The organism is Shewanella sp. SW24 (genome assembly GCF_025653395.1).
GTDB lineage: Bacteria > Pseudomonadota > Gammaproteobacteria > Enterobacterales > Shewanellaceae > Shewanella > Shewanella oncorhynchi.
This window is the reverse complement of the sequence record NZ_JAKKSH010000006.1, coordinates 1-22,184: the sequence shown is the minus strand read 5'-3', so window position 1 is coordinate 22,184 and position 22,184 is coordinate 1. Positions and strand designations below refer to the sequence as shown.

General features: G+C 45.6%; 20 protein-coding genes and 4 tRNA genes. 4 read left to right on the top strand and 20 right to left on the bottom strand.

The genetic code is table 11. The features are described 5' to 3' along the window. Positions 1–150: 150 nt before the first annotated feature. The 6 genes from secF to L5M17_RS06850 all read right to left on the bottom strand — a co-directional run bounded on the left by secF (position 151) and on the right by L5M17_RS06850 (position 5,934). Positions 151–1,098 (bottom strand): protein translocase subunit SecF, encoded by a 948-nt coding sequence (secF, locus tag L5M17_RS06875; protein ID WP_198572756.1) that lies wholly within the window; start codon positions 1,096–1,098, stop codon positions 151–153. A gap of 12 nt (positions 1,099–1,110) precedes the next feature. Continuing rightward, positions 1,111–2,961 carry a protein translocase subunit SecD gene (gene secD, locus L5M17_RS06870; RefSeq protein ID WP_173496405.1) on the bottom strand — a complete coding sequence of 617 codons (1,851 nt, stop codon included), beginning with the start codon at positions 2,959–2,961 and terminating at the stop codon, positions 1,111–1,113. 17 nt (positions 2,962–2,978) lie between these two features. After that, positions 2,979–3,311, bottom strand: a complete 333-nt coding sequence (gene yajC / locus L5M17_RS06865; protein ID WP_007649452.1) for a preprotein translocase subunit YajC — start codon at positions 3,309–3,311, stop codon at positions 2,979–2,981. 27 nt (positions 3,312–3,338) lie between these two features. Continuing rightward, positions 3,339–4,463, bottom strand: a complete 1,125-nt coding sequence (gene tgt / locus L5M17_RS06860; protein WP_006082277.1) for a tRNA guanosine(34) transglycosylase Tgt — start codon at positions 4,461–4,463, stop codon at positions 3,339–3,341. A 161-nt stretch (positions 4,464–4,624) separates the two neighbouring features. Next, positions 4,625–5,662, bottom strand: a complete 1,038-nt coding sequence (gene queA, locus L5M17_RS06855; protein WP_198572755.1) for a tRNA preQ1(34) S-adenosylmethionine ribosyltransferase-isomerase QueA — start codon at positions 5,660–5,662, stop codon at positions 4,625–4,627. Positions 5,663–5,724: 62 nt separating this feature from the next. Then, positions 5,725–5,934 (bottom strand): hypothetical protein, encoded by a 210-nt coding sequence (locus L5M17_RS06850; protein ID WP_105252070.1) that lies wholly within the window; start codon positions 5,932–5,934, stop codon positions 5,725–5,727. A 207-nt stretch (positions 5,935–6,141) separates the two neighbouring features. On the opposite strand from L5M17_RS06850, the gene L5M17_RS06845 reads away from it, so the two are divergent. Together L5M17_RS06845 and L5M17_RS06840 are read left to right on the top strand one after the other, a co-directional pair. Beyond that, positions 6,142–6,765 (top strand): acyl carrier protein phosphodiesterase, encoded by a 624-nt coding sequence (locus L5M17_RS06845; RefSeq protein ID WP_263146164.1) that lies wholly within the window; start codon positions 6,142–6,144, stop codon positions 6,763–6,765. Positions 6,766–6,840: 75 nt separating this feature from the next. Beyond that, positions 6,841–7,512, top strand: a complete 672-nt coding sequence (locus tag L5M17_RS06840) for an RluA family pseudouridine synthase (RefSeq protein WP_219251542.1) — start codon at positions 6,841–6,843, stop codon at positions 7,510–7,512. A 98-nt stretch (positions 7,513–7,610) separates the two neighbouring features. Here the strand turns inward: L5M17_RS06840 and L5M17_RS06835 are convergent, their stop codons facing one another. From L5M17_RS06835 to L5M17_RS06825, 3 genes are all read right to left on the bottom strand, one after another. After that, positions 7,611–8,051, bottom strand: coding sequence for a hypothetical protein (locus L5M17_RS06835; protein WP_131523165.1), 441 nt, complete (start codon positions 8,049–8,051; stop codon positions 7,611–7,613). 384 nt (positions 8,052–8,435) lie between these two features. After that, positions 8,436–8,903, bottom strand: coding sequence for a DUF3617 domain-containing protein (locus L5M17_RS06830; RefSeq protein ID WP_263146161.1), 468 nt, complete (start codon positions 8,901–8,903; stop codon positions 8,436–8,438). 143 nt (positions 8,904–9,046) lie between these two features. Next, complete coding sequence (locus tag L5M17_RS06825) at positions 9,047–9,463, bottom strand: DUF4279 domain-containing protein (RefSeq protein WP_263146159.1); 417 nt, start codon at positions 9,461–9,463, stop codon at positions 9,047–9,049. A gap of 670 nt (positions 9,464–10,133) precedes the next feature. Here L5M17_RS06825 and L5M17_RS06820 point away from each other — a divergent pair. Further along, positions 10,134–11,513 (top strand): Gfo/Idh/MocA family oxidoreductase, encoded by a 1,380-nt coding sequence (locus L5M17_RS06820; RefSeq protein WP_263146156.1) that lies wholly within the window; start codon positions 10,134–10,136, stop codon positions 11,511–11,513. 162 nt (positions 11,514–11,675) lie between these two features. Here the strand turns inward: L5M17_RS06820 and L5M17_RS06815 are convergent, their stop codons facing one another. From L5M17_RS06815 to L5M17_RS06785, 7 genes are all read right to left on the bottom strand, one after another. Further along, positions 11,676–12,200 (bottom strand): CIA30 family protein, encoded by a 525-nt coding sequence (locus L5M17_RS06815; RefSeq protein ID WP_263146153.1) that lies wholly within the window; start codon positions 12,198–12,200, stop codon positions 11,676–11,678. A 75-nt stretch (positions 12,201–12,275) separates the two neighbouring features. After that, positions 12,276–13,502, bottom strand: coding sequence for a serine/threonine transporter SstT (gene sstT / locus L5M17_RS06810; RefSeq protein WP_028761081.1), 1,227 nt, complete (start codon positions 13,500–13,502; stop codon positions 12,276–12,278). A gap of 171 nt (positions 13,503–13,673) precedes the next feature. Next, entirely contained in the window at positions 13,674–14,573 is a 900-nt protein-coding gene (locus tag L5M17_RS06805; RefSeq protein WP_028761082.1) for a chemotaxis protein CheV, read from the bottom strand. A 139-nt stretch (positions 14,574–14,712) separates the two neighbouring features. After that, positions 14,713–15,183 (bottom strand): dual specificity protein phosphatase family protein, encoded by a 471-nt coding sequence (locus tag L5M17_RS06800; RefSeq protein WP_028761083.1) that lies wholly within the window; start codon positions 15,181–15,183, stop codon positions 14,713–14,715. Between the two features lie 72 nt (positions 15,184–15,255). Continuing rightward, positions 15,256–16,539 carry a DEAD/DEAH box helicase gene (locus L5M17_RS06795; RefSeq protein ID WP_263146149.1) on the bottom strand — a complete coding sequence of 428 codons (1,284 nt, stop codon included), beginning with the start codon at positions 16,537–16,539 and terminating at the stop codon, positions 15,256–15,258. Positions 16,540–16,586: 47 nt separating this feature from the next. Next, on the bottom strand, positions 16,587–17,144 hold the full coding sequence (locus L5M17_RS06790) for a methylated-DNA--[protein]-cysteine S-methyltransferase (protein ID WP_263146146.1): 558 nt from the start codon (positions 17,142–17,144) through the stop codon (positions 16,587–16,589). Positions 17,145–17,189: 45 nt separating this feature from the next. After that, complete coding sequence (locus L5M17_RS06785) at positions 17,190–18,881, bottom strand: DNA-3-methyladenine glycosylase 2 family protein (RefSeq protein WP_263146144.1); 1,692 nt, start codon at positions 18,879–18,881, stop codon at positions 17,190–17,192. A 172-nt stretch (positions 18,882–19,053) separates the two neighbouring features. Between L5M17_RS06785 and L5M17_RS06780 the strand changes: the two genes are divergently transcribed. Then, entirely contained in the window at positions 19,054–20,883 is a 1,830-nt protein-coding gene (locus L5M17_RS06780) for an ABC transporter ATP-binding protein (RefSeq protein WP_113941006.1), read from the top strand. 587 nt (positions 20,884–21,470) lie between these two features. Here the strand turns inward: L5M17_RS06780 and L5M17_RS06775 are convergent. The 4 genes from L5M17_RS06775 to L5M17_RS06760 form a co-directional block, all read right to left on the bottom strand. Beyond that, positions 21,471–21,546 (bottom strand) — tRNA-Glu (locus L5M17_RS06775). A gap of 131 nt (positions 21,547–21,677) precedes the next feature. Then, a tRNA-Glu gene (locus L5M17_RS06770) sits at positions 21,678–21,753 on the bottom strand. A 131-nt stretch (positions 21,754–21,884) separates the two neighbouring features. Next, positions 21,885–21,960, bottom strand: a tRNA-Glu gene (locus tag L5M17_RS06765). Between the two features lie 131 nt (positions 21,961–22,091). Next, positions 22,092–22,167: transfer RNA gene (locus tag L5M17_RS06760), tRNA-Glu, on the bottom strand. Positions 22,168–22,184: the final 17 nt, after the last annotated feature.

Here is a 22,184-nt window from a genome sequence, read left to right as displayed (position 1 = left end):
TTACATCAGTTGTTAAATAAATTAACATTCACTTTTTACAGCATAACTGACTATAACTTTGTGAGTTTGCTAGCAGAATGTCAGATACGCCTCAAAATCGATGCAAAAAAAAGCCACCTCGTCGGTGGCTTTTTAACTCCAAATTAACCTTTAAGGCATCATAGGAGGTTGGTCTGCGCCTTCTTTCTCAATCTCAACTGGCATCATGTGTTCACGATTGATACCCAGTTTAACGGCCAAGAAGCTCGCCACATAGATAGAGGAATAAGTACCCACAAAAATCCCCAACAGCAATGCAGTCGCAAAGCCATGGATCATAGTGCCGCCCTTAAGGAACAAGGCCACAACAGTCACCAAAGTCGTGCCCGTTGTAATAATGGTACGGCTCATAGTTTGAGTGATTGAAATGTTAACTATTTCTTCAGGATCGCTCTTACGCAGCTTAAGGAAGTTCTCACGGATACGGTCAAATACCACAATAGTATCGTTAAGTGAGTAACCCACCACAGTCAACAAGCCCGCCAATACGGTCAAGTCAAATTCCAATTGAAATAACGAAAACACCCCTAATGTCACGATGACATCGTGCGCCAGTGCCGCTACAGAACCAAACGCTAAGCGCCATTCGAAACGAAACGACACATAGATCATGATACAAATCAGCGCGACTAATACCGCCAATGCACCTTGCTCTGCCAGTTCTTTACCCACTTGTGGGCCAACAAACTCAACACGCTTCTGCTGCACTTGTGGGTCAACTTTCTGCGCGGCTTCCATGACAGACTTAACCTGCACATCGCTCTTAACGCCTTCTTTCACCTGTAAACGTACAAGTACGTCACGGCTAGAACCGAAGTTTTGCACGATCGCACCTTCGGAATCTGGCGTCGTCAGTTGCACACGCAGTGCATTCAAATCAACCGGCTGAGTAAACTCCATTTCAACAACAGTACCGCCAGTGAAATCAAGACCCCAGTTAACGCCATTAGTTGCGAGTGATACCAGCGAGCCCAGCACTAACACTGCCGACATAATGCTAATAGGCAGTGCATGGCGGAGGAAGTTTACTGTATGTTTTAAGGATAAAACTTCAATCATTGTCACTTCCCCTTAGATAGACAGAGTCTTCACGCGCTTACCACCCCAAATCGCGTTAACGATTGAGCGAGTACCCACGATGGCGGTAAACATAGAAGTCGCAATACCTATCATTAAGGTCACAGCGAAGCCTTTAATCGCACCAGTACCTACGGCAAACAAAATGAGCGCAGTGATGAAGGTGGTGATGTTCGCATCAGCGATAGTTGAGAAAGCATTACCATAACCTTCATGGATTGCCTGCTGTACGCTACGTCCCGCACGAAGCTCTTCACGAATACGCTCATAAATCAGCACGTTGCCGTCAACCGCCATACCGACCGTCAACACCATACCGGCAATACCGGGTAGGGTTAACACAGCGCCAGGGATCATAGACATAACGCCTACAACCATGACTAAGTTTGCGGTTAAAGCCAGGTTAGCAATAAGCCCAAAGCTACGGTAGTAAACCAACATAAAAAGTAAGACAACTGCCATACCCCATACCATGGCTTGTACACCGCTTTGAATGTTTTCAGCACCTAAGCTTGGACCAATGGTACGTTCTTCAACAATTGATACAGGAGCAATCAAGGCACCCGCACGCAGTAATAGCGCAAGGTTTTGTGCTTCACCATGACTTAAGCCAGTGATCACAAAGTTACGGCCTAAACGGGCTTGAATGGTCGCGACAGAAATCACTTCTTGGATTTTCTGCATCTTAACGCTGCCATCGGCATTGCGATCACCACTGTCTTTATATTCGATGAACAAAGTCGCCATAGGCTTGCCTATGTTGTCTTTGGTCACGTCAGAGAAAATGGTCCCGCCTTTAGCATCGAGGTTGATACTGACCTGAGGACGACTGTACTGGTCAAAGCTAGGTTGTGCACCAGTGATATGGTCACCCGTCAACATCACTTCTTTCTTCAATATCACAGTGCCACCTTCGCGGCGCTGATACACTTCAGAACCTGCAGGTACACGACCTGATTGGGCAGCATTCGGATCGGCTTTGTCATCCACCATGTGGAATTCAATTGATGCGGTTGCACCTAAGATTTCCTTAGCGCGAGCCGTATCTTGCACACCTGGCAGCTCAACGATAATGCGCTCAGCACCTTGGCGTTGTACCACAGGCTCAGCCACACCTAACTCGTTAACACGGTTACGAATGGTAGTAATGTTTTGTTGCAGTGCTTCTTCTTTAATCTGCTTTAGATAAGCTTCACTCATTACAGCTTGCAGCGCGAAATCTTCGCCACGGCTAGCGTCGGTGAACACCATATCTTTATTGCGAGTCTTAAGAAAACGCTCGGCAGTCGCTAGGTTTTCAGCATCACGGAACTTGATTTCAATTCCAGTGGCATTAACACGAATACCAGCATAACGAATGGTTTCTTCACGTAATTGTGAACGGAAATCAGCGACTTTAGCTTCTTCCATCTTACGAATCGCTTCGCCCATGTCCACTTCCATGAGGAAATGCACACCACCGCGAAGGTCAAGACCGAGTTTCATTGGGCTACCACCCATGGACTCGAGCCACTTAGGCGTCGCAGGCGCTAAGTTAAGTGCCACAGTAAACTTGTCACCTAAGCTGTCAGCAATCAGTTCTTTCGCCAGTAGCTGTTGATCCGCATTTTGCAAACGGACCAACAACTGACCTTTTTCAAGCTCAGAGCGCTTTACCGCAATGCTCTTACTGGCTAACAGCTCGTTCACACTGGCTTGGGTAGATGCTGTTACTTCAGCACCTCGAGTCGCCACCACTTGCACCGCATGATCTTCACCAAAAAGGTTAGGTACGGCATAGAAACAACCTATGGCGATGACGAGCATCACCATAATGTTTTTCCACATTGGGTATTTATTTAACACGCCTGAGCCCTCTTGGCTTACAACGACTGGATAGAGCCCTTAGGCAATACAGCTGCAATATAGTCTTTTTTGATCGTGATTTGTGTTGTGTCGTTCAAGCTCAGTAACACGTAATCGCTTTCGTCGCTGATTTTTGCAATCTTGCCTAAAATCCCACCACTGGTTAACACTTCATCGCCTTTGCCTAATGAAGACATCAGATTTTTGTGCTCTTTAACGCGTTTTGATTGCGGACGGAAAATCATGAAATAGAAAATCAGGCCGAAAATCGCCAGCATGAAAATCAGTTCCATCGTGCCGCCACCTTGTGGTGCGCCGGCAGCGCTTGCATATGCATTTGAAATAAACATAGTTTTTCTCTTCTTATTAGCAAAAAATCAATCGACTAACTCTGGTACTTCGCGACCTTGACTGGTATAGAAGTCCGCCACAAAGGCGTCTAATGTACCCGTCTCAATCGCACCGCGCAAACCTTCCATTAACATTTGATAGTATCTCAAGTTGTGAATGGTGTTTAAACGCGCACCCAGAATCTCATTACAACGATCTAAGTGGTAAAGATACGCCCGTGAATAATTTTTACAGGTATAACAATCACACTTAGTATCAAGTGGTGACGTGTCATCTCTATGACGCGCATTGCGTATTTTGATCACACCTTCACTCGTAAACAGATGACCGTTGCGGGCATTACGGGTTGGCATCACACAGTCAAACATGTCAACACCACGACGTACACCTTCAACTAAATCTTCTGGTTTACCGACCCCCATCAGATAGCGAGGTTTGTCTGCAGGAATTTGCGGGCAAATATGCTCAAGAATGCGATGCATATCTGCTTTAGGCTCTCCTACGGCCAAACCACCGACGGCATAACCGTCGAAACCAATATCGACTAAGCCTTTTAAGCTTTCGTCGCGTAAATCTTCATACACACCGCCCTGAATAATACCGAAGAGTGAGTTAGGGTTCTCTAAACGGTCAAATTCATCACGCGAACGTCTTGCCCAACGCAAAGACATCTGCATTGACTTGCGCGCTTCATCTTCAGTGGCAGGATACGGGGTACATTCGTCAAAAATCATCACCACATCACTGCCCAATGCATCTTGAATTTGCATTGATTTTTCAGGATCTAAGAAGATTTTTTCACCATTAATGGGCGAACGGAAATGCACACCTTCTTCGGTGATCTTACGGATATCGCCAAGACTAAACACTTGGAAACCGCCCGAGTCAGTTAAAATAGGACGCTGCCAGTTCATAAAGTCATGCAAGTCACCGTGCTTACGCATGATTTCTTCGCCTGGGCGCAACCATAAATGGAAAGTGTTACCGAGCAAAATATCCGCGCCAGTGGCACGGACTTCTTCCGGTGTCATGCCTTTCACTGTGCCGTAGGTTCCTACCGGCATAAAAGCGGGGGTTTCTACTGTGCCACGATCAAAAATTAACCGACCACGGCGCGCACGCCCGTCGGTAGTGTCTAATTCAAATTTCATAATTCACCTCGCCAGATAAACAGTCTGACTACATTTTTAATGGCTAATGCCATTTTGATTAACAATAGAGATGGGGACAGTGTTAAAAGGTTCAATCTTTTAACGAAAAAAATTGCCGCACCATCTCACTTTGGGCGGCTATTTTAAAACAAAATCTTGGTCTAGTGGGCTTTTTTCGTCACAAACATCGCATCGCCATAGCTAAAGAAGCGATATTTTTGCGTGATAGCATGTTGATACGCCGCCATAACATGATCAAAACCGGCAAAAGCACTCACTAACATGATCAAAGTTGATTCAGGTAGATGAAAATTTGTCACCATAGCATCGACCACTTGGAATTCATAACCTGGGTAAATAAAGATATCGGTATCGCCGCTAAAAGCTTTGAGTTCGCCAAGGCTTGCGCGTGCCGCACTTTCTAAGGAGCGCACTGACGTCGTCCCTACGGCCACCACACGTTTACCCGCAGCTTTGGTTTGCGCGATTAAATCAACCACATCCTGCGGCACATTCGCCCACTCGGAATGCATCTTGTGTTCAAGAATGGTATCGACACGCACTGGCTGAAATGTTCCCGCGCCCACATGCAAGGTCACAAACGCGACATTCACGCCCTTGGCTTTTAATGCATCGAGCATGGCATCGTCAAAATGCAAACCCGCCGTTGGCGCGGCAACTGCACCAGGGTTTTGGTTATACACAGTTTGATAGCGCTCTTTGTCGGCATCTTCATCGGGTCTATCGATATAAGGAGGCAAAGGCATGTGCCCTACTGCTTCAAGCACTTCTAAGATGGTTAACTCTGATAACAACTCAAGTTCAAACAAAGTATCGTGGCGGGCGACCATCTTCATTTGATAGCCACCGTCGAGATGGATTAACGAATCCACTTTCGGGGATTTAGAGCTGCGAACATGGGCGAGGATACGCTTATCATCGAGCATACGCTCAACTAAAATTTCTAACTTACCGCCACTGGCCTTTTGACCAAACATGCGCGCGGGGATCACTCGGGTATTGTTGAACACCATTAAATCGCCGGGATTAATCATCCCCAGCAGATCGGTAAACTGCTTGTCGCCTAACGCACCAGAGTTGCCGTCTAAGGTTAACAGACGGGATGCATTACGCTGCGCCATAGGATAACGAGCGATCAGCTCATCGGGGAGATCGAAAGAAAAGTCTGCAACGCGCATATTGGCCTCTAGATAGCTTAGAACGGCGGCTAGTCTATGGTTAGAGGCCAATAAGATCAAGATTACTTATTGCCAGTGTCCACTTCTTGCTCGGGTTCCACTGGATTGATGCCATCTTGGGGCTGATTGTCATCGGCATCGAATTTTAGCCGCGAGCGACTAAAGTCATCCATGCTGAAACGGTGTTGTTCAAAGGGGATTTCTATTAGCACTTTTTTGCGCTTCTGCTGCTCGTCTTTACCAAGCATTTTGGTGAACCAGTTCCACATCATCCATGATCCTAAAAAAGGTTATTGATTTTATTTCACTTTCCCGTATCGATTACTATGTCAACGTTTAAGTCAGCCATAATTATTCACGGCGAATCAAATGTCATTATCAATAAAAAGTGAAAAAATACTGCATTTTTAGCTTCGGCGCTTTCCTAAGCGCGCTTGTGCATGATACCGTGAACCGACGTGGTTAACCAAGCACAAATAATGAACTTTCTTACACACTTACATCTCGCCGACATCAGTAAAACCCACCTTGCTGCCAACGTAGCAGGTAACTATATTCAAGCGCCAATTGCGCAAGCCCCAATGGAGTTACGCCAAGCTTTATGGCTAAACCAAGAGATTAATACCCTCTGCGCCAGCCATGAATTGACGATTGAATTAATGGAAGCTTTCCCTGCGCCCTTAAGAAGCATAGCAGCAGAACTCATGGCGGTGAGTTTCGATCACTATTTAGCTTACTATTGGGAAGAATATCACCACCAACCCTTGGATGAATTCAGCAGCAAGGCCTATGACGCGCTAGATGCTTTCGCCACGCAAGGTGTTGATCCATACCATCCAGAGGCATTATTTACACTCTTGCCCACAATGCGCAGCGCCGATTGGCTAGGCAGCTACACCACCGATAAAGGATTACAACACTCCTTAGCACAAGTGGCCAAACAGCATCCGCAAGCCGCACTGTTTAAAGATGCCCATAAAGTCGTCAATAAAATGCAGATAGAAATCGAAACCGCGTTCCGCACTTTTTATCCGCAGCTGATGGCTTATACCCGTATTTGGAGCCGTAAGACACCTACAGAATATTTGCCCTCCCCCCTCTAAGAATAAGCAAGCATGAGATTATGCTGTGTGCCTGCGTAAATTTTGCTAGTATGGCCGCGCAAAAATGAGGACAAGATGCAGATATTTGATTACCAGCCCCCAGCAGTTCCTTGGCTAGACATACGCTATAAAGATAGAGATCTGATTATAATCAATAAACCTTCGGGATTATTATCTAATCCGGGTCGAGCGGCTCACACCTTCGATTGCGCGTTAACCCGCTTACAAGCCCTTTATCCAGAAACGATTTTAGTGCATAGGCTCGACTGCGCGACCTCGGGCATTATGGTGTTCGCCCGTAATAAAAAAGCGGAGTCGCATTTAAAAACACAGTTTCAAGATAGACAGAGTAAGAAAGTCTATATTGCCGAAGTGATGGGACATGTGCTGCAAGATCAGGGGATTATTGACCTCGCGATAGTGCCAGACACTGAACATCCGCCCTATCAAAAAACGCTACAGGCGGGAGAGACTGGCGGCAAAAGCGCCCTCACTCACTACCGTGTATTAGAGCGCCGAGAAAACAGCACCTTAGTCGAGCTTTCGCCAGAAACAGGCCGCACCCATCAATTGCGTGTGCATATGCTTGCCCTAGGCCATGCGATTTTGGGTGATGAGTTTTATGGTGATGCCGAGGTTATCAAGGCCAAACCGCGTTTATGTTTACATGCACAAAGCTTAAGTTTGACCCATCCCTATTCGGGTAAATCGCTGTTTTTTAGCAGCAAACATCCATTTACTGAATAACTTAAACCACTCGCTACAATTCCATAAAAGCAAAAGGTCGCGACTTAGCTCTTAGCTATCGTGCGACCTTCGTTATTTACGGATTCGACTGTCGTCGTTTAAGCGACGCGTATACCTTGACCAAAATCGACATCAGCCGCTAATTTTTCTGCTTGGAAATAACAGCCCTGCTCATTACAAAATTGTAATTGCTGCGACGATGTAACGATAAAAAATTCACCAAAGAAATTGCCGCCAACATCCTCTAGCTTATGGCCCTCAGGAGTTTGCGTCATATAGACTTCATCTAAACTATGGCAGCCATCGCTAAACCAAGTTTCTAAAAAATATTTATCGTCTTCTTTATAGAGGGTAATTTTGTCACCCAATAAAGGACGCCCATCTAACCAACGACCTATAATTTCACGATTTTGCATATCTGTCTCCCGCCAATGAAGGCGACGGCGTTTTTCAATCCCAGACATCCTGATATCCTTATGCAATACCCAATCACCTAAAGTGAATGTCAGTTGTGGTAGTACATTAAGCATAGAACCCATTTAACTCTTTACTCCCCACAGCAGCAAATTACTTCAAATCGCCCGTCAAATGTAATTTTTTGGTTAATTTAAATTTGCTAAATATTTAAAATATAAAAGATAAATACCTTTGACTAATTAATCGGCAGTGTAGCTCAATCTAAAAATAAAAACGCGATCTTTATCACTATTTACTTATCGCTAAAGTAAAGGCAGCTAAAAGACTTATCTAGCGAGCTGAATAAAAACACCGCGCTGTATAGACGTCGATAAAATGAGAACGGCAGCCAAACAGACCAACTGGCAATGTAAGCAAAAGTCCAATAAATCCCCTCTATATTACTAACTGCCCTCATAACATCCTTGCTAACCGTTATGCGTCAAGTTGAAGAGTTTGTATGGCACTTAGTCACAAGCGCCAATATATTTTCCATTGCCAACGAGTTTCGACTTGATTTTCATTGACTCTTCAGAGATTGTCACTTCAAGCTTAGAAGTGAACGTTTTCCCATTGAAACGCATTTCACCCACTGTTTTAGATGCACCATCAGGGCTAGTGCATGATGTTTCAAACACCATCTTGTTAGCACTGATCCAATTGCTGTTGGTTTGGCATTCTTCGCCTTCATTTTCTTCAGGCTCTAAATCAAATGCAGAGGCGATGTCATTTATGCATTCAGTTTCCGTGTAATCAGGCCTTTTGGCCATGCTCCGCATCATTTTCTCCATTTCAGGAGGTGCGTCTATTTCTACTATTTCGGATTTCCAAGTGGTTTCCCATAAACCCGGTTTGAAGTCATAGTTTTCAGCGTGAAGATGAGTTGATGCCACTATGAGTCCAGTTAACATCACTTTAGTAATTAGGTGGGTCATTTATTATTCCTTTAATTAATGAAAAACAAGTAAGGTTTTAGTGCCTAGCGCCCAAATTTAGCACGCAAAGTCGTGCTGCGGGTTGAGGTCGCAGCCAGCAATTTTGCTGGCTTTAACATTTGTTTTTAGGGGCGACAACCATCTTAATCGTCCGACCCACTATAAACATCTAAACTTAAAACAATTCTACGTTGACCAAGTGCCAGCATGATTTCAGGTGACAAGCTCAAACCATCATTCCAGTTGCCCATAAACAAGCCGCAGAACATGTCAACTTTGTAGCTTTGGTAAAGCTTTTCCCATATCGCTAAGTCACTTGTTAGCTGGGATAAAATTGCTCCAATCTGCGTGTTTAGGTCTTCTGGCTCTCTCTTTTTAGCCTGAAAATGCCAGCTACCCGTTTTGGCAATCCGCACTTTTCCACTGGTTTTGCTGACATCTTCATCACCTTTCTTTTTACTTTTAGTTGCTGTACCACCAAGTAAATTTGATACGTCTTCAGGTATCAAATCATCCCCGAAGATCCGAAGAGTGGCTTGTGAATATTCAAATGCACCCATAAAAGGCCCTAATGCTGAGCTAAAAAGCGCCAATGCAGCGTAGCGTTGGCGTCCATAGCAAAATAAAAACGCACACACTTAACTATTTGTATTAACTAGAAGTTATCAGATTTCTACCGCTTTTCATATACAAGAATCCATCAGAAAGACACGCATCCGCGTTTTCCAGACCAATTATCCTAAAACGGTAACCTGTAAGTGTTTAATTTTAAATATTTTTAGATTTAGATGTTTGAGATAACACGCACGTGTATTGACAGAAAGCACTCACAAACAAGCAATTTAGATACAATTGTATCTCTTCCAGTTTCTACGACTCTTGTTGAAGAGTTAAGCACAAGGGGGCTGTAGCGTTATTTCTACAAATCTAGAACTCAATCCTTTGGTATGAATATGCTCCATATATTGCCCACTTTCGTTTTTTAGTTTGGTTTGATCATATTGATGAACTCGCAACAAAAATAACTCAAGAAATTGTTTTTTTTAAAATTTTTACATAACCCCATAACGTGCGCATTTCATATATCAAATGGACTTATAGGAGCTTGTTACATCTTTTATTGCCAATTTTAATAGGGTTTCTGATATAACCCATAAGTGAATTACCGCACAAATAAGACCAAGTGATATTTCAATATCCCTACAAAACAAAAATAAAGCAGGAAGCGCTATGCATAACATTCATCGTCGTCATTTTCTTAAAGCAGCGGGTGCCGCTACCGCCGGACTCGTCACAGCCAATATTGCCCTCAACGCCTACGCCAGTAGTGTCGCCCCTAAACCACAAACGGGTAAATCCGTTATCGGACTCATAGCACCCAAGATGGACGTGGTTCGAGTTGGCTTTATCGGTGTTGGCGAGCGTGGCTTTAGCCATGTCGAGCAATTCTGTCATTTAGAAGGCGTTGAACTTAAAGCCATTTGTGATACTCACCTAGCGGTGCTGGACAGAGCCGTGGATCATATCGTTAAACAGAATCGGCCAAAACCGGCTGTCTATACAGGTAATGACCTGAGCTATCGCGATCTCTTAAGCCGCGATGATATTGATATTTTGATCATTTCTACTCCATGGGAATGGCATGCACCTATGGCGATAGAGACGATGGAAAGCGGTAAACATGCCTTTGTCGAAGTACCGTTAGCACTCACAGTAGAGGAATGCTGGCAAATTGTGGATACCGCCGAACGCACTCAGAAAAACTGCATGATGATGGAAAACGTCAACTACGGCCGTGAAGAACTTATGGTTCTCAACATGGTACGCCAAGGTGTGTTTGGTGAGCTACTCCACGGCGAAGCCGCTTATATCCACGAGCTACGTTGGCAGATGAAGGAAATAGACCATAAGACGGGCTCATGGCGGACTTATTGGCATACCAAGCGCAACGGTAACTTGTACCCGACCCACGGTTTAGGGCCAGTATCCCAGTATATGAACATCAACCGCGGTGATAGATTTGATTATCTAACCTCGATGAGTTCGCCCGCTCTTGGCCGTGCGCTCTATGCTAAACGTGAATTCCCCGCCGATCATGAGCGTAATCAGCTCAAGTACATCAATGGGGATATCAATACCAGCCTGATTAAGACCGTTAAGGGCCGGACCATCATGGTGCAGCATGACACGACGAGCCCAAGACCTTACAGTCGCCACAATTTGATCCAAGGGACAAATGGTGTGTTTGCCGGCTTCCCGAATCGTATCGCCGTCGAAAATGGTGGCTTTGGTCAAAGTTACCACGAGTGGGATATGGACATGCAAAAGTGGTATGACAAATATGATCACCCTCTTTGGCAACGCATAGGCAAAGAAGCTGAGGTTAACGGCGGCCACGGCGGCATGGATTTTGTGATGTTATGGCGCATGATTTATTGCCTACGCAATGGCGAGGCCTTAGATCAGGATGTGTACGATGGTGCGTCTTGGTCGGTGGTGAATATCTTAAGTGAACATTCAGTCAATGACCGCAGTAATTCAGTCACCTTCCCAGACTTTACCCGCGGCGCGTGGCAAACCGCCAAACCCTTAGGGATTGTAGGCGCTTAAGCAGCGGCTTTCGCCAAACTCATCATTTTGATGGGTTCACCATAAGGATAAGTGCCTCGGCCTTATCCTTTTTCTTTTCTTAAATGAAGCCTAGAGATGCCCGCACCATCAATAGCAAGCAATTAGGGGCAAAAACTCATGATAAGAAACCACCTATAAACGCTAATAGTAGCCAATTTCTTTGATTTTCAAAGAAAAATCACCACTCTGTTGGGCACCAATCACTAACCCTAGACTACAGACTTTGCTTAAATCTATTGCCACTCGGGAAATCGGTTTACCCCGACATTGGGGCAAGAAGTCACTGAAGGGAATTTCTATCCGCTGCCAATTCATGACTCTAGCGCCACTCACACCAAACGTTTGATGGCTTGGCGCGGGCATAGGCGCTTGATAAACCGTGCTTTGGGGTGTGTCGACATCCTTTAAATTCACTTTATAATCTTTAGGTCGGTCGCCATCGAGTTCGACATAGATCCCAGTAAATCCACTGACATCTATAGGGCTAAACTCACAACGCACTGAAGCAAACCCGCCGCCATTTGCCAGCGACACATGGCCACTAAACTCACCATAGCCTAAAGGTGACACCGTCATCTTACTGCGGGACAAACCGCCCATCACAGTGTCATTTATCCCATACCAGGGCTTTGCGGCATTTAGCACTTTAAAATCAAAAAAGATCATAACGACTCCCATAAAAAAAGCAGCCACCTAAGTGACTGCTTCCATAATACTTTTCAATACGAATAACAGCACTCGTTAACTCAGTTTAGCTTTATTCTCAGCGGCTTCACAAGCAGCAGCGGTAAAGATAACGTCAGTAGAGCTGTTCAATGCGGTTTCGGCAGCATCTTGAACCACACCAATAATGAAGCCGACAGCGACCACTTGCATGGCGACATCATTAGAAATACCAAACAAGCTACAAGCCAGTGGGATCAACAGTAATGAACCACCCGCTACACCCGAGGCGCCGCAAGCCGAAATAGCGGCTACAACGCTCAATAACAATGCGGTGAGTAAATCGACTTGAATGCCTAAGGTATGCGCCGCAGCTAAGGTCAATACCGTAATAGTGATCGCCGCGCCGCCCATATTGATGGTGGCACCTAAGGGAATAGAGACTGAGTAAGTGTCTTCATGCAGATTTAATTTTTCACACAGCGCCATATTCACCGGAATATTCGCCGCACTCGAGCGGGTAAAAAATGCCGTCACGCCACTTTCACGCAAACAACGAAATACCAACGGATAGGGATTACGTTTAATCTTCACGTAAACAATTAAAGGATTAACGATTAAGGCAATAATGGCCATCGCACCTAATAACACTGCCAATAACTGCGCATAACCCGCAATTGCGGCAAAACCGGTTTCAGCAAACGTCGCAGCAACTAGACCAAAAATACCAATAGGTGCTAAACGAATAATGAAATGCACCATTTGCGAAATGCCGTGGCTCATGTCAGCAAATACTTGCTTAGTCGAATCGCTAGCATGATGTAAGGCTAAACCTAAACCCACACCCCAAGCAAGAATACCAATATAGTTGCCCGTCATTAACGCATTCACTGGATTATCAACCAGTTTAAATAATAAGGTATTGATCACTTCACCAATACCTTGTGGAGGACTTGTGCCTTCCACACCAGCAACCAAAACTAAAGTCGTGGGGAAAATAGAGCTTAAAATCACAGCAGTTAACGCCGCGGCAAAGGTACCCAATAAATACAGGATCACAATTGGGCGCATATTGGTTTGCGTATTTTTCTTTTGATTGGCAATCGACGATGCTACTAAGATAAATACCAGTATTGGAGCAATCGCTTTTAGTGCTCCAACGAATAAACTGCCTAAGAAGGCGATATCTTTTGCGCTATCGGGTGAAAAACTCGCTAACACCACACCAGCGATAATCCCTAATAAGATTTGTAATACGAGACTGCCATTAGCCAACTTAGCTAATAATGATGATTCTTGTTTCATGGTTTAACCTGTCGTTATTATATTTCGGTTGAGATCCCCAACGCGCACCTTCGGAAATGAGGCCAATAAGGTTTTTATAGGATGTGACTAGACTTGTCTAGTTTTGCGGGGAAATAAGCTAACTAAATTACCCTTGTCCCGCAAAAAGCATACAAAAAACTAACAAGCGCCTTATTGGCGCTGCTTCATGGCTAAATCGGCACCACGCAACATGGCATCAATCAACTCGTGGGCATCGAACTTAGTCAGCGCTTCATTTGCCCCCACTTGGTGGGCCTGACTCACGCTTATTTCGCTGGATAAAGACGTGTGTAAAATGATGTAGGCCTTGGCAGTCAGTGGATTATCACGCACCTCAAATGCCAGTTCGTAACCATCTAGTCCCGGCATCTCGATATCACTCACCAGAATATCTATGGGATGATGCTCTAGTGCCGCTTGTTCCATCATGACTAAGGCTTCTTTACCGTCGGCGGTCACTCGATAAGGGATGTTGATCATATCAAGGGCATCGGATAACTGCTTACGTGCCACCTTAGAATCATCCACTAACAGGATATTCATGGGTTTGAGTTTCTCACGCTGCACATCGGTCAAGATTGCCCGATTTGCCTGTGGGTTATTCGGGAAAATTTTCGACAGCAATAACTCAACATCGAGCAATTGTACTAACTGGTCCTCAAAACGAGTCACGCCAGTCAAGTAAGCATTCTTGCCCAAATTGGCAGAAGGTGCCTCAATATCGCGCCAATTACATTCGATAATCTTATCGATACCACGCACTAAAAAGCCAATGATCATCCGCTGACAGTCAGTGATGATGATGTAGCATTTTTCGCGCTCTTCAGGGGCTATCGGCCGATAGCCAATCGCAGCCGCCATATCGATGATAGGAATCGTATGGCCACGAATCGTTGAAGCGCCAAGAATCGTCGGATGAGATTGGGGAATTTTGCTTAGCTGTGTGTACGGCACCAGCTCACGCACTTTCAACGTGCCTAAGGCAAACACTTGAGTCTGTGATAACCGAAACAGTAGTAATCCCTGTGACTGACTTGCCTTACTTTTCATAATTAGATAAATAACTCACTAAAAACAACCTTCGGATAGCTTAACCTTAACACAGTAAAATTTTGATGACTAAGGTCAAACGAATGAAACTATTATTACCTATTTATTAATAGGTTCGACGCCAATCGCCGACAAATGCTTAGTCTTGTAATGCATACAAGACATCAAAGGCAAATTGATCCCAACCTTCGGCAGTAAAAGCGATATCGCGAATATTACGAACTTGGCTCACCGCATGTAATGGCGCTGCACCATTGACCATCAAGTAATAGGCCATGATAAGACTGGTGCGATCCTTGCCAGAGCGACAATGGATCACTACAGGCAGCTCATCGGCTTCACATTGCTGAATAAAGGCGAGTGCCTTGGGCAACTGAGCGACACAAATCGCCACATCCCCATCTTGGGGCGGCACATTGCGCGAAAAGGGAATACATTCGTAACGTAAATCAAGCTGCTTAAACGCACTCGGCTCGCAGCCCTCGCCCCCATTGACCGACAGAATGGCACCAATGCCGGCCTCTTTGAGCGCTTGTAAATCCCAAGGATCTTTATTAGGGCCACTGCGCCCTGCGACTTTACCTTCAACTAACCAGAATAAGTGTTGCATAAACCTTACCTACGACAAGTGAGATGACAAGGAACGCCAGAGATAAGCTAAGAATAGCTTGTTTCCAACGACTTAAGATTTTTTACCCCAAAATTCAGCATTGGCAGGCGGTAACTGTTTACGTTTTTTTTTACCCATACCTTCAGGCTTGGCGATAGGTTTAGCTTGTTCTAACAGTTCGGCTGGCATTTCATCATCGGCTTCAAAACCGACAATTTGCTCACGCACTAACTTAAGTTTGTTCTTTTTCTCTATCACGCCAAAGTGGTGATAATCCTCATGGGAAATCAAGGTCACGGCCAAGCCTGCTTCACCGGCGCGGCCACTACGGCCAATACGATGCATATAATCTGCAGGGCTTCGTGGTAAATCAAAGTTGATCACCACAGGCAGTTTATCGATATCGATACCTCGGGCGGCAATATCGGTCGCAATTAACACACTGATCTCACCATTTTTAAAGCCATCGAGCACCCGCGTACGCGCACCTTGGGCTTTATCGCCATGGAACACTTCGGCTGTGATCCCACGTTTAGACAGCTTTTGCGCTAAGTGATTACAAGTATTTTTAGCACTCACGAAGATCAACGCCTGTGACCACTGATGTTCTTTAATCAGATGCGCCAATAATGCGGTTTTCATCGGACGATTAACCGTAATCACCCGTTGATGAATCGTGCTTTCTTGCTCACTTTGCAATTGATATTCAAGTGGATTATTAAGCAGTTTTGCCGTTAACTCACGGACTTCTTCAGGGAATGTCGCAGAGAATAATAAGGTTTGTTTCTTGACGGGCAAAGCGTCGAGCACTTGAGCTAATTCTTCAGTAAAACCAAGGCTTAACATGCGGTCAGCTTCATCTAGCACTAAGGCGCTGACACGATTGAGTTTGATGGCATTACTGGACAACAGATCTAACAAACGACCCGGCGTTGCTACTAGGACGTCGGCACCAGAGCGTAGACTCTGCATTTGCGCATTCACCGACACACCGCCAAACGCAGCGACAATTTTTAGCTTGCCATTAAGATGTGAGGCATAGGATAAAAAGCTGTCGGCGACTTGTTGTGCTAATTCACGGGTTGGGACTAAGACCAAACAACGAACATAAACGCCAGTCTTATCGTCTGTTTTTGCTTCAACAAGTTGTTGCAACAGCGGCACGGCAAAGGCTGCCGTTTTACCCGAGCCCGTATTAGCACCGGCTAACACATCGCGCCCCGCAAGCACAGCGGGGATCGTCGCCGCCTGTACTGGTGTGGGCGAAACATACGCTAATTCGGTTAGTCGATTTAGCAGAGGTGCAATAATGCCGAGTTGGGCAAAGCTTGCCGCAGAGGAAGAAGCCTGAGTCATAGAAAGTTTAACTGCTCACCAATATCTTAATAGGCGGCTATTCTAGCTTAAATATCGAGGCAATGCTTGGCAGTTTCCAGCGTTAATAACTGCTGTTTCATCACAAGCCCATAGGCGTAACCCGTTAACTTGCCGTTTTTGCCTATCACTCTATGGCAAGGCACGATAATCGCAATGGGATTGGCACCATTGGCCGCGCCCACGGCGCGCACCGCCTTAGGCCGACCAATTTGCTCGGCAATCTGCCCATAGCTGCAGCTCTGGCCATAATCGACATTGAGCAAAGCTTGCCAAACTTCACGCTGAAATTCAGTGCCTTTAGGTGCGAGCTTTAAATTAAATTCAATCAGTTCACCTGCAAAATAACGCGCGAGCTGCACTTGAGTTTCACTAATATGCGCCTTAGCTTGATTGAGGACATCCTCACTCACCTTAGCAAGCGCAATCTCAGTGCGATCCGAGCCGACAACAGTTAAATGACTCAGCCCATAGGCATTGGCATTTAACTGCAATATTCCGGCAGGACTCATAAAAGTATCTACGGCACAGGGCTGATACGCAGCAATACTCGGCGCTTGGCTCAATTGACGAATCGCATGTTTCATAATTTATCTCTCTATTTATGTCTTCAACTTAGATCGTTTTAGTCGCTATTGATGCCAAAGCTGAAAGGTTAAATAACTGCCCCAAGGCGCGATGTCTTGACTCAGTTGCTGGCACAGCTGCGGGTAGTTGACTGCACCCGCAGCGGCTTCATCCAGCCTATGGGTCTTGCCATACAAGGCCAGCAAATGCTTTTTAACAATCAAATCGGTATGCAAAAACACATTGGGATCGCCCAAACCGCGGAGCTTAGCATACGCGATTGTCCAAGGACCTATGCCCTTAACTCTGAGCCAATCATCGACACTCGCCTCAGGATGATCGTAGATAAACGCCGCGAGCGCATTGAGGGCTAATTTACGAGCGCCGGGCATTTTTAGCTCTGTTAGACTCGCCTCACGAATGGCCTCGGGTGTAGGAAATAAACGATACTCGCAACCATTGAGACTAAAGCGCTCGCCATAGGCTTCAACCAATTGATTAAGTAGCTTAGTCGCCTGCACTACCGTCACTTGCTGACCTAAAATCGCACGGCAGGCCGCCTCAAATAAGGAGCCTGCACCGGGAATGCGTAATCCCGAAAACGGTGTTAATCCTAAACTTGGTAGCGCACTTAAGCCTTGTTCAATCAGCAGCATATCCGCATCGAGATCTAACATGCGCCGCACTTCAGTGACCAGCAATTGCAGCTCATCGACAGGAGAGTCTTCGGTCAACATTATCGCGAGTTTGAAGCGATTTAGCTTAGGCTCATGGATAATGTGCACTGTGCCGCGCATCTTACCTAGGGCAAAACAACGACCATATTCGAACCCATTATCGCCAGCTTTGGCCTCATCTACCACGGTCGCCTCATCACCAACGACATCGCTCGCTTGTGGATGACTCATCTGCGGTGTGAACCATTCCATCCCTGTTACCGCACGTAATCGATAAAACGCCAGCTGTGACGCCCAATCCAATGGTGGCCGATAATACTGATACAAGGTTAATCCATAGTGCGGCACAAATTCACCCATAGTATCAATCTCACCTAATCCTGCTAGTGGCTCAATCATGGACTCCTTTGCCGCTTTGGTTAATGCGCTCTTTCTTAACTGGGTCGGCGTCAATTGCAAGGTTTGCTTAAACGCCTCATTGAAACGGCGAATACTGTTGAAACCCGCCGCCATCGCGACTTGAGTGATGGGTAATTGGGTTTGGTGCAATAATTGTTTAGCAAACAGTAATTGCCGATATAAGGCATATTGTTTTGGCGAAGTGCCAAAGCCTTCGGTAAAGAGCTTATTGAGATAACGACTGCTGATCCCTAATCGGTCAGCCAATTGTGTTACTGTCGAGGCTGGCTCTCCCGATGATTTTCCCGCTAAGGCGCCCGCTTCGATTAAGCTAATGGCCCTCGCTAACGTTGTGCCAGTCCCCTTCCAAGGATTCGATCCCGGCGCACTGTCGGGCCGACAACGCAAACATGGGCGTAATCCCGCCTGCGCGGCTTTCACGGTCGAATCAAAATAACGCACATTTTGCTCTTTTGGCGCGACGGCGGGACATACAGTTCGGCAATAAATGCCCGTCGTTAAGACGCCCACAAAAAACTTACCATCAAACCGTGGATCACGGCTCATCCTCGCCTCACGGCAAATGGACGCAGAAAGTAGCCCCGCACTGGACTCCAGTGAATGCACCGAATCTATTTCATCACGCTTATTTGCACTCTCAGACGCTCTATCTGTACTCATTTTTCATCACGCCCGACAATATTCGCTCACAATTAATTTCTTGTTCATTACTTTACGTAAAACTAGCATGTAGCACTAGCGGAAAACGGAACTCAATCATTTCAATGCTTTTAGAGCATGAAATCCTATATGCTAGAGCCGACTATTTTTTATCTCACCATAGAGTTAATTCATGTTTAAACGATTTGAATCCTGGGTTGAAGCCCTACCCGATGATGAACCCACTAAACCACCCACAGGGGTTTATGCTTTTTGTCGCCACTATACTAAGGGCTACGAACTGCCGCTGATCTTAATGTCAGTGCTGACCGCCATGCTAGCCATGCTTGAAGTGTCACTGTTCGGATTCATGGGCCAATTAGTGGATTGGCTTGTGAAAAAAAATCCCGAAACGTTATTCCAAGACGAAGGCACGACCTTAATGCTGATGGGAGGAATGGTGATAATTGTGATGCCAATATTGGTATTACTGCATGCGCTTATCATGCATCAAACCTTGCTCGGCAATTATCCTATGTCGATCCGCTGGCTTGCACACCGTTATTTGCTAAAACAAAGTGTATCGTTTTATCAAGATGATTTTGCTGGCAGAATCGCCACGAAAGTGATGCAAACATCCTTAGCCGTGCGCGAAACTGTGATGAAATTGCTCGATGTGTTGGTATACATTTTAGTGTATTTCACCTCTATGCTGGTGATGATTGCCAGCGCTGATCTGCGCTTAGTCATACCTATGCTCGTCTGGCTTGCACTGTATGTTGGTCTGCAATGGTACTTTGTGCCTAGACTAAAAAGTGTCTCTACCGAGCAAGCCGATGCGCGCTCCACCATGACAGGCCGTATCGTCGACAGCTATACCAACATCACCACAGTGAAGCTATTCGCCCACACGCAAAAAGAAGCCGAATACGCCAAATCCAGTATGCGGATATTTTTAGACACGGTTTATCGCCAAATGCGCTTAGTGACGGGCATCAGCGTCAGCGTGCAAATCATCAACTATCTGTTGGCCTTTAGTATTGCAGCAGTATCGATAGCCCTATGGACCGATAGCGCAATCACGGTCGGCGCCATCGCCATTGCGGTCAGTTTAGCACTGCGCTTAAACGGCATGTCACAGTGGATAATGTGGGAAATCAGTTCGTTATTCGAAAATATCGGCACGGTTACCGATGGAATGAACACCTTATCGAAAACAACGATCATCCAAGATGAGCCAAACGCCAAGGCGCTGGTCGTCAATCATGGCAAGATTGATTTCAACCAAGTGTGTTTCCATTACGGTGAGCAGACTGGCGTGATTGAAGATCTGAATTTGAATATTAAAGCAGGTGAAAAAGTTGGCTTAGTGGGGCGTTCTGGCGCGGGTAAATCGACCCTAGTGAATCTACTAATGCGATTCTACGATGTTGAAAAAGGTCAGATTAATATCGATGATCAAGACATCAAGATGGTTATGCAAGATTCACTGCGTTCGCAAATTGGCATGGTAACTCAAGATACCTCCCTCTTGCACCGCACCATTCGCGAGAATATTCTTTACGGCAATCCCAGTGCCAGTGAAGAGCAACTTGATCGCGCGATTAAACAAGCTCAAGCCTATGACTTTATTCAGGAACTCAGTGATCCTAACGGTAATCATGGCTTAGATGCCCAAGTGGGTGAACGCGGCGTAAAACTCTCTGGTGGCCAAAGACAGCGTATCGCCATCGCGCGGGTTTTATTGAAAAATGCGCCCATTTTACTGCTTGATGAAGCCACATCTGCACTAGATTCCGAAGTCGAAGCTGCAATTCAAGAAAGTTTGTATGAATTAATGCAAGGCAAGACAGTGATCGCGATTGCCCATCGACTTTCTACTATTGCCGCGATGGACAGGTTAATTGTATTAGATCAAGGCCGAGTCGTTGAGCAAGGCACGCACCATGAACTCATCGCCGCAGGCGGTATTTATGCTCAATTATGGGCCCACCAAACAGGTGGATTCTTAGGTGTAGACTAAGCCAAAGGTAAGATGACGAAAGGCGACACTCAGCAGTGAGTGTCGCCTTTTTTATCTCAAATAAGTTTCCGCCTACTTCTGCCCTCTTCCCACAAAGCTTCACTCTTACACTCGCGCTCATATTCACCGCAGTAATACACGATTCATCTATTACAATGGCGACCGTGAGAACGGCTCACTTCAAATTGCGCTCGTTTAGCGATTGGAAGCATGAGATAAATCGCGATTAACGATTCAACTTATCAGTATTGAAAGTAGCTGCATTCAAAGTGCCAACACACTGAACAATCCAAAAGGTGAGTTTGAGCCATGGATTAGCGCAAAGTTAAGCAGGAAAACACTTAAATAATTCTTATCACACGATTGAACAGAATGACTTCACTACACTAAGTAAGCCTCTCGAAGCATCATTCATTTTTATTTAGGTGGTTTGAATTGGTGGGTAAATTCGGCAAATAACTCGGAACGTATGACTCGTAAATGAATCGGGGAGATCTCGATTTAATATTCAAAATTCAGACACAAAAAAACCACCTTGAGGTGGTTTATTGTCTTTAATCAAAGTTTCGATAAACCTTGATTAAAATTGGTATCCCCTAGGGGATTCGAACCCCTGTTACCGCCGTGAAAGGGCGGTGTCCTAGGCCTCTAGACGAAGGGGACCCGGACTTATGATTTAACTCGTAACCGAGCTTTGTAATACATTCACTTCAGTAGGCTAGGAAGCAAATGCCTTGTTCTTACCAAACAACTCGTTAGTTATTTGCTAGGAACCACTCTCTATAAAATATAGATGGTATCCCCTAGGGGATTCGAACCCCTGTTACCGCCGTGAAAGGGCGGTGTCCTAGGCCTCTAGACGAAGGGGACCCGGACTTATGTTTTAACTCGTAACCGAGCTTTGTAACACATTCACTTCAGTAGGCTAGGAAGCAAATGCCTTGTTCTTACCAAACAACACGTTAGTTATTTGCTAGGAACCACTCTCTATAAAATATAGATGGTATCCCCTAGGGGATTCGAACCCCTGTTACCGCCGTGAAAGGGCGGTGTCCTAGGCCTCTAGACGAAGGGGACCCGGACTTATGATTTAACTCGTAACCGAGTTTTGTAACACATTCACTTCAGTAGGCTAGGAAGCAAATGCCTTGTTCTTACCAAACAACTCGTTAGTTATTTGCTAGGAACCACTCTCTATAAAATATAGATGGTATCCCCTAGGGGATTCGAACCCCTGTTACCGCCGTGAAAGGGCGGTGTCCTAGGCCTCTAGACGAAGGGGACCCGGACTTATGTTTTAA

Bases quoted from the DNA above. Each gene is read 5' to 3' on its own strand.
- secF (WP_198572756.1), bottom strand. From the start codon at position 1,098: ATGATTGAAGTTTTATCCTTAAAACATACAGTAAACTTCCTCCGCCAT.
- yajC (WP_007649452.1), bottom strand. From the start codon at position 3,311: ATGTTTATTTCAAATGCATATGCAAGCGCTGCCGGCGCACCACAAGGT.
- tgt (WP_006082277.1), bottom strand. From the start codon at position 4,463: ATGAAATTTGAATTAGACACTACCGACGGGCGTGCGCGCCGTGGTCGG.
- queA (WP_198572755.1), bottom strand. From the start codon at position 5,662: ATGCGCGTTGCAGACTTTTCTTTCGATCTCCCCGATGAGCTGATCGCT.
- L5M17_RS06850 (WP_105252070.1), bottom strand. From the start codon at position 5,934: ATGATGTGGAACTGGTTCACCAAAATGCTTGGTAAAGACGAGCAGCAG.
- L5M17_RS06845 (WP_263146164.1), top strand. From the start codon at position 6,142: ATGAACTTTCTTACACACTTACATCTCGCCGACATCAGTAAAACCCAC.
- L5M17_RS06840 (WP_219251542.1), top strand. From the start codon at position 6,841: ATGCAGATATTTGATTACCAGCCCCCAGCAGTTCCTTGGCTAGACATA.
- L5M17_RS06835 (WP_131523165.1), bottom strand. From the start codon at position 8,051: ATGGGTTCTATGCTTAATGTACTACCACAACTGACATTCACTTTAGGT.
- L5M17_RS06830 (WP_263146161.1), bottom strand. From the start codon at position 8,903: ATGACCCACCTAATTACTAAAGTGATGTTAACTGGACTCATAGTGGCA.
- L5M17_RS06825 (WP_263146159.1), bottom strand. From the start codon at position 9,463: ATGGGTGCATTTGAATATTCACAAGCCACTCTTCGGATCTTCGGGGAT.
- L5M17_RS06820 (WP_263146156.1), top strand. From the start codon at position 10,134: ATGCATAACATTCATCGTCGTCATTTTCTTAAAGCAGCGGGTGCCGCT.
- L5M17_RS06815 (WP_263146153.1), bottom strand. From the start codon at position 12,200: ATGATCTTTTTTGATTTTAAAGTGCTAAATGCCGCAAAGCCCTGGTAT.
- sstT (WP_028761081.1), bottom strand. From the start codon at position 13,502: ATGAAACAAGAATCATCATTATTAGCTAAGTTGGCTAATGGCAGTCTC.
- L5M17_RS06805 (WP_028761082.1), bottom strand. From the start codon at position 14,573: ATGAAAAGTAAGGCAAGTCAGTCACAGGGATTACTACTGTTTCGGTTA.
- L5M17_RS06800 (WP_028761083.1), bottom strand. From the start codon at position 15,183: ATGCAACACTTATTCTGGTTAGTTGAAGGTAAAGTCGCAGGGCGCAGT.
- L5M17_RS06795 (WP_263146149.1), bottom strand. From the start codon at position 16,539: ATGACTCAGGCTTCTTCCTCTGCGGCAAGCTTTGCCCAACTCGGCATT.
- L5M17_RS06790 (WP_263146146.1), bottom strand. From the start codon at position 17,144: ATGAAACATGCGATTCGTCAATTGAGCCAAGCGCCGAGTATTGCTGCG.
- L5M17_RS06785 (WP_263146144.1), bottom strand. From the start codon at position 18,881: ATGAGTACAGATAGAGCGTCTGAGAGTGCAAATAAGCGTGATGAAATA.
- L5M17_RS06780 (WP_113941006.1), top strand. From the start codon at position 19,054: ATGTTTAAACGATTTGAATCCTGGGTTGAAGCCCTACCCGATGATGAA.